This is a genomic window from Dolichospermum circinale AWQC310F (genome assembly GCF_000426925.1).
GTDB classification, from domain to species: domain Bacteria; phylum Cyanobacteriota; class Cyanobacteriia; order Cyanobacteriales; family Nostocaceae; genus Dolichospermum; species Dolichospermum circinale.
The window spans coordinates 1-11,369 of record NZ_APIZ01000336.1 but is presented as its reverse complement, the minus strand read 5'-3'; the positions used below and the strand labels follow the sequence as shown (position 1 = coordinate 11,369).

The window sequence follows — 11,369 nt, the reverse complement described above, 5'->3', positions numbered from 1 at the left end:
TTGATTTTCCGCAGCATCATTAACGGTAACAAGATTACCACCTAAAGTAACCGCTTGTGCTTGTGCTTGCTTCCAAGTACCTGCATTACTCAAGAGGTAAAATTTGCCATTATAGGTGAAAATAGAAGCAGTAATAGCAGAGGTAAAATCACCAAAAATCTGGTCATTTCCTCCCCCACCATTCAGGGTATCATTACCGGCATTCCCTATTAGTGTATTATTGCCATCATCTCCAGTAATTGTGTCATTATTGGCTGTACCAATAACGTTAACAAAAATAGTATCATCACTGGTTGTACCTGTGAGGCGGGCTGCTGCTGCTGTTCCTGTAATAGTCGGCATATTTTTATGTCTTTTTGTAAAGCTTTGTAGATATTTATAAACTTACTTTGTACTGTTATTTATTGTCAACTAGTTAAATTACTGAAAAAAAGCGGCTTTTATCAAGAATGACTTGTAATTTTTTTTATCTTAGATATTGCATGACACAAAAATAGGACTTAAATAAAATTTTTGTGACACATTCTGCTATTCTTACAGGATAATACCCAAAGGTGGTTTTCTTTTCGCTGCGTAATGGGTAAATCCTCTCAAATCAAGGGCAAATATACGCATCAATAAAGTTGTATTTAAAACAAATTAATTTTATGTTGTAAATGTATGAATAAATATATAGGACTTACTGAAAAACTTTTTGGGTGATATCACACCGTGCTATGAGGGCTTTGAGCCGCAATTCTTGTAATATAGAAAGATGATGATTGCCTCCGGTACAGGAACGGTAAGTATGATCATCGTTTTACAGCCATTTTTAGGTAAATGAACCGCATTTTAATCAAAGTTTCGCGCCAAGACGCAAAGGAGCAAAGGAGTAGATTAATTCAGAGTGTGGTATAAATACATAAAAAATGCTGTAATTAATTATGCAGAAATTTTCTCGTGAAGTTAAATTCACAGCGAGAAAAAGTATTGAAAATCAGGAGCAGGTAATGAACAGTTGTATTTTGATGGCGGAAATTTATGATAATCCTCAACTGCGTCATACACCAGATGGGTTGGAAGTGACAGAAATGATCGTTCATGTGCCAGGAACAAAACCGGATGATCCAACTCATCCTTTAAAAGTTGTAGGTTGGGGAAACTTGGCAAAAGAGATTCACCAAAGTTATCATCAAGGCGATCGCGTTATTATAGAAGGGCGCTTAAGTATGAATACAATTGATCGCCCGGAAGGATTTAAGGAAAAACGCGCAGAATTGACAGTGCAAAAGATTCACGCCATCGGACAAGGTACTTATACCAGTTCACCAGCAGCAGCAGTAACTCCCGTAGCGCAACCAACCTACAGCCCGACGAATTATGAATCAACCCCCCCATCAGCCCCTGCTGAAAAAAATGAACCCCAGGTAACAGCCACTCAACGGACATACCAACCCGCACCGGTGCAGTCTCCTTCCCCTGTAGGAGTTACAGCAGAACCCGATCCTGATGATATCCCGTTTTAGTGGAAAGGGTTTTAGGAAAAGCACATTTAATTCCCGAAAATGTTGGTCGTCCTCTATTAAGCTGTACTGTATTTAATTTGTATGATTCTAGCGGGCAAGATGCCCGCACCACAATATCTAGCCAGATGAAGATGATCAAATTTAAATGGGTAACAGCTTACCTCAACCCCCACTGACTTCACCCCATTCCCGAATTGCTGGAAATACGGATGAATAATCATCTTCTGGATAAGACATTTTCATAGTCGCGTGTAAGATTTGCCTTACACCCTCAATACTGCTGAGATTCAAACCCAAGGATTTAGCTTCAGAGATAAATAAATCTATTTCTTTGATCAGTTGTTTTGTCGGTAAGTTAGCATTATTATAATTACCATCTAACATCCGGCGCAAATTTTGATCAAAGGTGGGAGCATAAAGTTTACTTTCGCGCAGAATTTGCATAAACAAATCAACATCAATACCTTGCAACTGGATAAAAGCCAGACTGAGAGCAAAGCTAGTTGTCAGTGAAGCAATGAGTTGATTGAGTGCTAGGGTGAGGGTAGAAGCAGTACCCACAGGTCCTATGTATACAGGATTGTCTCCAAAATGTTGGAGGAGTGGGAAATGACGTTGATACTGTTCCTCCTCTCCACCTACCATGACGATTAATTTGCCAGTTTTAGCTTCGGGAATACTACCGAGGACAGGCGCTTCTATATATTCGCCTCCAGCCGCAACTACTGCATCTCTGATTTCTTGGCTTTCTACGGGGGTAATTGTCCCCATTTGAATGATGCTGCGTCCTGATAAAGTATGCCAAGAGGTATCTGTCAGCAAGACATGATAAATAGCTGCGGCGTTAGAAAGCATTAGGACTATACAGTCAGCAGCGCGGATGGCTTCCCGCGGTTTTGTCACAATTTCCGCCCCTGCTGCCCGTAGCGGTTCTAATTTTTCTGGGGTGCGATTATAGGCAATTAGCTCTATATTGGCTGCTAATAACCTTTGAGCCATCGGTAGTCCCATCAATCCAGTTCCCAGAAATGCCACCTTCATGTTTCACGTTCCTTAGTCAATGGTCAGTTGTTATTTGTCAGTGGTCAATTGTCAGTGGGTACGGATAATTGGAAGAATTTATTACCCATACCTAATTAATTTTGACTTTTGACTTTTGACTTTTGACTTCCGCGAAGCGGTACTAGCCTCCAGCGGCAAAAGTCACCATAATAATCACGGAAAGTAAGATGCCGGGAGACAATAGAGTTACTAGCACTAACAGATCATGAGCAGTCATAATTATTTTTCTGGGGTAGATTTGTCATTTGAATGTCATCTCTGTTATGCTAGTCCAAACAAGACTGATACAGAATTGTTAAAGAGATTTTTAATCTTTCTCCTTAATCTCTACTTTGGAATCTCTACTCTGGTACAATTAACCCCTGGAGTGGTTGTGATGCTTCTTGTGCAGTTAGTCCTCGACTTTGAACCAAAACTCCAAAATTGCCTAGTCCCCCTGGATTAATTAATTGGTGTAATTCTTCCCGTCGCTGTAGCAACTGTGATATTGGTTGCTTTTGGGAGGAGAGAGCAGCTAATCTTTCACCTATTCCCAATGCCATTAAAAATAAGCCTTGCTGCGTCCAACCAACTTTTTTGAGTCCACACCTTTCACCCCAGGATGATAAGGCTGTAAAGTCAACATGGGCGGTGATATCTTGTCTGCCAATATTGATATAAGGATGATCATGGTGACGATGTTGGTAGTAGCATTGGAGAGTTCCCTGATTTCGTCTAGGGTGATAATAACGATGTGCGGGGTAGCCATAATCAATTGTTAACACATAGCCACGTTGCAAGCAGTCTGCTACTATACCCAACCAGTTCAAAGCTGCTAAATTAATTTCACTGCGATAGCCATTTTCATAAGTATTTGGGCTTAAATCAATTCCCACTAATTTAAAATACTCTCCTAATTGTGGTGTTGATGGTTCTGCCATGATTTCCATAAATATAGGTAAAGCAGAATTTTCTTCCTCCGGTTTTTGCTCAACAGTAACGTAAATTTCCCGTAATTCCCCCCCATCTAAAATAAATTGATGGACTGGAAAAGCATCCACTAATTCATTGGAGAAGAAACAGCCAATAATGGAATTGGGGGTGATTTCTTCCAAGTTACACCAATCTACAGAAAAATCTTGTAACCGTTGTTGTTGTTCTTGTTTTAAACTTTGTGATTTTTCAACAATAATATATTTGACCGCTGCAAAAAAGTCTGGGTATTCTTGCTTTGCATAGTTGAGTATATGGGAGGCTAATATGCCTTGTCCTGCTCCCATTTCTACCAAATTAAAAGATATGGGTTGATCTAAAATCTTCCACATTTGATAAAATTGCCTGGTTAGTAATTCTCCAAAATCAGATCCTAAACTGGCAGATGTGAAAAAGTCACTATCTCGAAATCCAATTTTTACAGCATCACTGGCATAATAGCCATATTCTGGATGATATAACACCATATCCATGTATTCCGCAAAGGTAATTCTTTGCTGAGAATTAGTAATAATACGATCAGCTATAGCTTGACATAGTAGCAAATGGGAATCCATAAAATTTACAGTTGATGATTAACTAATAATTCTTTTAATATACACATATTCAGACATTAGATATATCACCTGTTGTGTTCCCACTCGTAGATATTCAACCTTTGCATTCAGGTTAATTTGTAATTGATATAGCACTTTGTGTAATGGTTTGGCACAGCAGATGATCTAGTTTTTGTGGATGAAATGGAAGTATTTTTCTGTATCTTTTTCCCAGTCTCGGACATATCTCGTCTCTGACTGGGAATGCTTTTAAGAGGCTCTGGCTCTTGTTTCATGGCAGGGAGCACCTTATGTAATTACTTCCCACACCACAGAGTATGGGGGGGAAATAAGGAGATATTGGTGCGAAAAATAATTCATACCGCCATGACTCAACCCCGAAATTCTTGACAATATACCTACGTACCAATACCCAAACGTCCAGCTAAAGCGGGAGTTAATGGTAAAAGAGTAGTAATCATTAAAAACAAAGCCAAAAGACATAAAGCGGCTCTAGCATCATCTGGTTCGGTAATTTCATTGAGACTAGGACGTTCTAAATCCCGTTGTAAAAACAGAATCAGAATTGCCCAATACATAGCCAAGGGATTACCCAGGGATACGATAGCGAGTAAAACTATGGTCACAAAAGTGGTTCTACCTGCGGTTTTGCGACCATAAATAGCTTGTACAATCCTCCCCCCGTCCAATTGTCCAGCGGGCATGAGATTTAATGCAGTAATGACTAATCCTAGCCAACCAATAATCACCAAAGGATGAATATTGACTACAGGGGAATGTAGGGCAGAACCGAGGACAACCCGCGCTAAACTACCGACTAAAATAGAACCTTGGAAAAACTGATTTGGTAATTGGAATAAACTGCCGGGGTGGGAAAGCAACAACCCTACCACCAATAATAACAGGGAAGTAATGCCACCGAAAGCAGGTCCTGCCAAAGCAATATCAAACAAAGCATTCCGGTTAGGGACAAGGGACTCAAACCTAGTAATTGCCCCAAAAGAGCCAACTTGCACCGCTGGTAAAAAGAACGGCCAACTTAACCGTACTTGGTGACGACGTGCTAACAACCAATGTCCGACTTCATGAGATATGAAAATGACAAATAAACCCAAGGCAATAGGTAAAGCTTCTGCAAAACGTTCGGGGTGACTGAGTAAATCAAAATTCTGTAATATACCTCCCACTTCTAGACTTGTAGCCATGGTTGCTATCAACAAAATCACTGCAAAGACTTTTTGTCCTAATTGAGTCCGTTGGGGGTCAGTGCGGCTAGGGAGAACAATTATTACTGGTTTACCGTCAGTATTTTCTACCAAAAACAGCCGATATTTATCATTTAACCGTTCTTGCAAACTCTTCGTTAAGCGGTTGTGAACAGCCTCTGGTTCTCCGCGCAAATTACCTTTAAAAACTACTCCTTCTTGGTAGGGAATAGTTTCCGTAGCGAAAAATGTATCAATGCCGAAAATACCGCGAATTAAGCTTAAATCAGCTTCAGGTATGGGAGTCGGTTCTGACTGTAATTCTACCACGGCTGGGATATTTTTATCGGCTGCTGATGAACTTTGAGCAGCGAGGCGCTCTGTGGCTCGTTGCTTGAGAATAGCATCTTGACCTGCTTGGCGCAACTTTCTACCCAGGAAAATATACAATCCAGCGGAAACTATCACTGAGAATAAGATCCCGACAATGTTAACATAAATCCCCAGGGCAAATAATCCAAAGAACAAAAGCCAGGGAGTCATTAAAACGACAGATTGTAACCAGGCCAAGATTCCCAGTTTACCAAAGGGTCTGGCACGATAAAAGCCCCAGCCTAAAATGCCGGACGCTATCAGCACAATGGCTGCAATTATAGGAGTTTCCGATGAAGTCAACATCTCTAAACCTTTGCTATTGAGACCGAAGCTAGTACCGCAGTGCGGAATTAAAAATTAAAAATTAAAACTTAAATAAAGCAGATTACACAAGCTTTTGTCAAATTTTTAATGTTTGGTTGACGACAGCCTTTGTGTACTAGAACAAGTCTGTTTTTTGTTTTTTATAAATTTTACCATATTTTACCGTTTTTGAGGATAAAATCAATAAATAAGTTAAGTAAGTTTATTTTTGTTTATTCTTTTCTGATCAAACTGCGTTGTGGTGACACGACACACAAAAGAATTATATAATTAATTGTCACACAAAATTATAACTTATCGTTAATTTTTTGTTGGTAGTCAGGGCTTTAGCCCTTATTTTGTTGATGTAGCGTCTGGGGGAGAGGACTAAAGTCCTGACTACAATCTCAGGAGAGGACTAAAGTCCTGACTACAATCTCAGGAAAGGACTAAAGTCCTGACTACAATCTCAGGAAAGGACTAAAGTCCTGACTACGATTTAGAGTTTAAAGAGTTGACAAAATACAATTTTTATGTTATGAAATTCGGCATAGGAGCAGAGTGTTAAAACATCCTCTAAAATTCTGATACTGTCTGAGGGGCAATAATTTCTCTAGAACCCATTTTTAAGATTATATCCTGATCGGTAATCAGTTCTTTGAGTTCTTTAACTTGTAAATTCATTTTTTCACACGCTTGGCATAATTCTTGAGCAAATGCATTAATATTATCTCCATAACCACACTGGTAAGCAGCGGCTTCTATGCCCTGGTTAGCATTTGCTCTGGCACAATTTACTAGTTCTATATCATGTAATGGTTGTGAAGATACCATAAGTGGATTTTTTATTATTTATTTATTCTTATTTGTAGATAATATTAGTTATTAAATATTTATTTATCTCTCTCTGGTCTGAAGTTTTTAGTAATTAAGTTACAAATTTTTCGGTGGAAGTCTGTAGTTTTTTTAACGAACCACTCCAGGCACAGAGAACACAGAGGTGGAGGAAGAGGAGATTTTTATCTCTTAATTTATTTGTAATTTATTTGGGATTTATCTTGAATTAAGTTACAAAAAGATACATTAACGATCGCTATTGATGCTCTATCTTAGGGTATATTATTAAATATAAATCGGTGATCATATTGGGATGGGGATATGGTGACACTAAATATTGATAATATTGATAAATTTCGTAACTTACAATTAACATTACGCGATCGCTGGAAAACTAGCGAGTTATTCGACAATAGCGAAGCGGATATTTTAATTATTCCTTCTTTGAGTATAGATCAACGGGAATTACTCAAGGTAGAAGGCTGTGAACACTATGAGGAAAGATTACTTTTCTCATTAATGCGGTTAAGAAATCCCCGGACTAGGTTAATTTATGTGACATCAATGCCACTGCATCCCAGTATTATTGATTATTATCTGCAATTACTTCCTGGTATTCCTTTTTCTCATGCTCGTCATCGTTTATTACTACTTTCGACGTATGATGCTTCTTTAAAACCTCTAAGTCAAAAAATATTAGAACGTCCCCGGTTATTGGAAAGAATTCATAAAGCCTTGCGGTTAGATAAAGCTTTTATGGTATGTTATAATTCCACATTTTGGGAATCGGAATTATCTCTAAAATTGGGTGTACCTTTATATGCTGCTGCACCAGATTTGCAAATTTGGGGAACTAAAAGCGGGAGTAGACAGATTTTTCAAGAAAGTGGTGTACCTTTTCCAGATGGTAGTGAACTAGTGAGAAATTGCGAAGATCTAGCTAATGCTGGGGCTGATTTGTGGGAACGTCAACCGACATTACAAAGAATGGTAATTAAGTTAAATGAAGGGTTTTCAGGAGAAGGAAATGCACTTTTAGATTTAAGACCAATAATGAATTTTGCACCGGGGAAAGCTGATCATAATCAAAGAGTAGCAGCAATTAGCGATCGCTTCCTAAATTTACGTTTTCAATCCTCACAAGAAACCTGGGCAAATTTTTCTCAACGTATTCCCGAATTAGGTGCAATAGTGGAAGCTTTTATAGAAGGAGAAGTCAAGGATTCTCCCAGTGTACAAGGTAGAATTACACCCACTGGAGAGGTAGAAATTCTCTCTACCCATGATCAAATATTAGGAGGACCAGACGGACAAATTTATATAGGTTGTCGCTTTCCTGCGGATGAAAATTATCGCTGTGAATTACAGGAATTAGGCTTAAAAGTCGGCAAAAAATTGGCGAAAAAAGGGGCTTTAGAAAGATTTGCAGTGGATTTTGTTACTGTTGACAAAGGTAATGGTGAATGGGATATTCAAGCCATTGAAATTAACCTGCGTAAAGGAGGAACAACTCACCCATTTATGACTTTAAAATTATTAACTAATGGTCGTTACGATTTAACCAATGGTTTATTTTATAGTCAACAGGGAAGACCTAAATATTATATTGCTACAGACAACTTACAAAAAGACAGTTATCGAGGATTATTACCGAATGACTTAATGGATATTATCGCCCATTATAGACTACATTTTGATAGTGGCACAGAGACAGGTACGGTATTTCATCTCATGGGTTGTCTTTCCCAATTTGGTAAATTAGGATTAACAAGTATTGGTGATTCTCCCCAAGAAGCGGAAGATATTTATAACAAAGTTATCAAAGTTCTTGATCAAGAAACTAGCGATGATAATAATCATGCTATATTCGCTGATGACAATTTTGCCATGAATGGGGATGGATATAATTACTAACTGAAATACTAACTGAAATATAAAATTATGACTTGAGAAAATTTCCAAATATTTCCAAATAGAAGTATGTGATACTAATTTTATGTTAGACTGCACAGAATAATCATCATCCCTATTTATCTGCGTTTATCTGCGGTCAATTATTCTAGAAATACAGCGGTTTCCGATCTGATGAAGTACAAAGTTGAATCATGAAACTCTTGTGGTGCGGGCATCTTGCCCGCTAGATATGTACCTCATAACACCGGGAAGTGCTGTATATTCTATGCAGTTTAATTTTTAATTTTCTATCAAGTGAATATCGTGTGTTCAGTTACAGTTATTATCAGGCAAATTGAGCAATAATAGAGATTAATAAAAGAAAGTCAGAATTAATCAGATCAAGACTTTCAATATTACTACCTAGGGCTTGCTGAAAAAGTTGTCTGTGAGGGCAGGGAACAGGGAACAGGGAACAGGGAACAGTTTTAACTGTCTGGATATCCTCAATTTTCCAAATCCGACAAAGAAAAATGCAATTCATTTTGAAACACCATTAGCCAAAACCTTGCACTTTTTTGTGGTAAAAATCCGCTAAAACCTTTGTTAATAAATGGTTTTAGGTTTATATCGCTAACGCCACGCTACGCTATCAGCAAGCCCTACCTATTACCTATTACCTATTACCTATTCCCTATTTCCTATTACCTATTACCTATTACCTATTCCCTATTACCTATTTCCTGCTAATTATTTCGTAATAAGTAATAGCCCTTTATACAAATAAAATATTATGCTTTATGCTGCTGTTGTATGAAACCTCGAATTATTGTTTGTGGCTTAGGACGTACTGGATATAAGATTTTACGATTACTGAGACAACAGGGTGCTATCGTTGTAGGTATTCACCACCAACCCGTTTCTGGGGAAACTGCTGCTAATGTGATTGTTGGTGAGTTACAAGCAGCTTCTACCCTGCAAGCAGCGGGAATTAAAGAAGCACATACTCTAGTAATTGCGACTACCGAGGATGCGCTAAATTTGTCAATTATGATGCAAGCACGAGTTTTAAACCCGCAAATTCGGATTATTAATCGTTTTTATAATACAAATTTAGGTGAGCGTTTAGATCAAACCTTGTCAAACCATTTAAGTATGAGTGTTGTTGGTTTAGCAGCACCAGTATTTACTTTTGCAGCTTTGGGAAATAAAGCTATTGGACAAATTAAATTACTCCAGCAAACTTGGCCAATTCAGGAGGAATATATTCACGAAAATCATCCTTGGAAAAGTAAAAAACTGAGTGATTTATGGGAAGATCCTACGCGGATGCTAATTTATTATGTACCTGTGCAGGGAAAAATGAATTTAGTTTCTGCGGTTTTATCAGAACAACAATTAAGAGTAGGCGATCGCTTAATTATAGGCACACAACCGCGCATTCGTCAACCGCGTAAATCACTAATCAGAAAACTGGTCAAAATATTTGCCAATATCAGGGAATTTCAGAAGCACGCCCAATCTGTTACTGGTATGGCCATTGCACTATTAGTAATTATTCTACTATCTACATTTACTTATATTTCCACTAAACATAGTATCTCCTTTATAGATGCCTTATATTTTGCTGTGGGCATGATTACGGGAGCCGGTGGCAATGATAAAGTGGTAGAAAATGCACCGGATAGTATTAAATTATTTACCGTTGTGATTATGCTCATTGGGGCGGCGGTGATTGGGATTTGGTATGCTATGCTAACAGATTTTATTCTGGGTAGTCGTTTAAAGCAATTTTTAGATGCGGCCAGAATTCCTGAACGTCATCATTATATTGTTTGTGGATTAAGTGGTATTGGTATTAAAATTGTTCAACAACTGCATCTGAGTGGCCATGAAGTAGTAGTAATTGAAACAGACGCTAATAACAGATTTGTAACTACTGCTAGAGACATGAGTATTCCTGTGATCCTGGCTGATGCTAGTTTCCGTGCTACTTTACAAAGGAGTAACATCAATACTGCTACCTCAGTCTTAGCCGTTACTAGTGATGATGCCACGAATTTGGAAATTGCTCTCAAAGCTAAGGCTTTAGCGCCAAATATTCCTGTAATTGTCAACTATGCTGATCCTGATTTCGCCGGTATAGCGCAACAGGTATTTGACTTTGAAGCTGTACTCAGTCCCGCTGAATTAGCCGCTCCTGCTTTTGCTGCTGCGGCTCTTGGTGGTAGGATTATTGGTAATGGCATGATCGCCGATAGTTTATGGGTAGCTTTTGCGACTGTGATTACACCTATACACCCTTTTTGTGATGAGTGGGTGAAGGATGTAGCTAAGTCTGCGGATTTTGTGCCTTTATATGTGGAAATCAATCATGAAACTGTCCAAGGCTGGGATTTATTGGAAACTATTTTGGCCCCTGGTGATGTTCTGTATTTAACTATGCCAGCTACTAGGTTAAATCAATTATGGCGAGAAGAGGGACGGGGAATTGGGGTTTAGGATATTTTTTATGGCGAGACAGTTCTTCCTTATCAGGATTTATTATAGCAAATTCCCAGCCGCAAGTCAATACTCTTAACTCATAAAATGCGAAAAAAATTGAAAATTATTTGAAATTACAGTATATATGATCTGGGTAAGGTAGAGATAGGCGGGCA

9 protein-coding genes and 1 pseudogene are annotated in these 11,369 nt (G+C 38.4%); 5 read left to right on the top strand and 5 right to left on the bottom strand.

Going from position 1 to position 11,369, the window contains the following annotated elements:
- A pseudogene (locus tag ACIR310F_RS26475) lies at positions 1 to 342 on the bottom strand (hypothetical protein); the annotation flags it as partial.
- A gap of 647 nt (positions 343 to 989) precedes the next feature.
- Here ACIR310F_RS26475 and ACIR310F_RS0100185 point away from each other — a divergent pair.
- Positions 990 to 1,505, top strand: coding sequence for a single-stranded DNA-binding protein (locus tag ACIR310F_RS0100185; protein ID WP_028082088.1), 516 nt, complete (start codon positions 990 to 992; stop codon positions 1,503 to 1,505).
- The gene (locus ACIR310F_RS25035; RefSeq protein ID WP_155963548.1) at positions 1,505 to 1,681 is read left to right on the top strand and encodes a hypothetical protein; all 177 of its coding nucleotides are present in this window, start codon (positions 1,505 to 1,507) and stop codon (positions 1,679 to 1,681) included. Before ACIR310F_RS0100185 ends, ACIR310F_RS25035 begins: the two co-directional genes overlap by 1 nt.
- Here the strand turns inward: ACIR310F_RS25035 and ACIR310F_RS0100175 are convergent.
- The 4 genes from ACIR310F_RS0100175 to ACIR310F_RS0100160 form a co-directional block, all read right to left on the bottom strand.
- Positions 1,668 to 2,546, bottom strand: a complete 879-nt coding sequence (locus tag ACIR310F_RS0100175; protein WP_028082087.1) for an NAD(P)-dependent oxidoreductase — start codon at positions 2,544 to 2,546, stop codon at positions 1,668 to 1,670. The genes ACIR310F_RS25035 and ACIR310F_RS0100175 overlap by 14 nt on opposite strands.
- Before the next feature lie 362 nt (positions 2,547 to 2,908).
- Positions 2,909 to 4,096, bottom strand: a complete 1,188-nt coding sequence (locus ACIR310F_RS0100170) for a class I SAM-dependent methyltransferase (RefSeq protein ID WP_028082086.1) — start codon at positions 4,094 to 4,096, stop codon at positions 2,909 to 2,911.
- Between the two features lie 398 nt (positions 4,097 to 4,494).
- Positions 4,495 to 5,979, bottom strand: coding sequence for a site-2 protease family protein (locus ACIR310F_RS0100165; protein ID WP_028082085.1), 1,485 nt, complete (start codon positions 5,977 to 5,979; stop codon positions 4,495 to 4,497).
- Positions 5,980 to 6,555: 576 nt separating this feature from the next.
- A complete protein-coding gene (locus tag ACIR310F_RS0100160) occupies positions 6,556 to 6,813 on the bottom strand; it encodes a hypothetical protein (protein ID WP_028082084.1) in 258 nt (85 codons plus the stop codon).
- A gap of 324 nt (positions 6,814 to 7,137) precedes the next feature.
- Here ACIR310F_RS0100160 and ACIR310F_RS0100155 point away from each other — a divergent pair, with 324 nt between their 5' ends.
- From ACIR310F_RS0100155 to ACIR310F_RS0100145, 3 genes are all read left to right on the top strand, one after another.
- Entirely contained in the window at positions 7,138 to 8,730 is a 1,593-nt protein-coding gene (locus ACIR310F_RS0100155; RefSeq protein ID WP_028082083.1) for a peptide ligase PGM1-related protein, read from the top strand.
- Positions 8,731 to 9,139: 409 nt separating this feature from the next.
- Complete coding sequence (locus ACIR310F_RS25030; RefSeq protein ID WP_155963546.1) at positions 9,140 to 9,307, top strand: hypothetical protein; 168 nt, start codon at positions 9,140 to 9,142, stop codon at positions 9,305 to 9,307.
- 215 nt (positions 9,308 to 9,522) lie between these two features.
- Positions 9,523 to 11,211 (top strand): NAD-binding protein, encoded by a 1,689-nt coding sequence (locus tag ACIR310F_RS0100145; RefSeq protein WP_028082081.1) that lies wholly within the window; start codon positions 9,523 to 9,525, stop codon positions 11,209 to 11,211.
- The last annotated feature ends 158 nt before the right edge of the window (positions 11,212 to 11,369 follow it).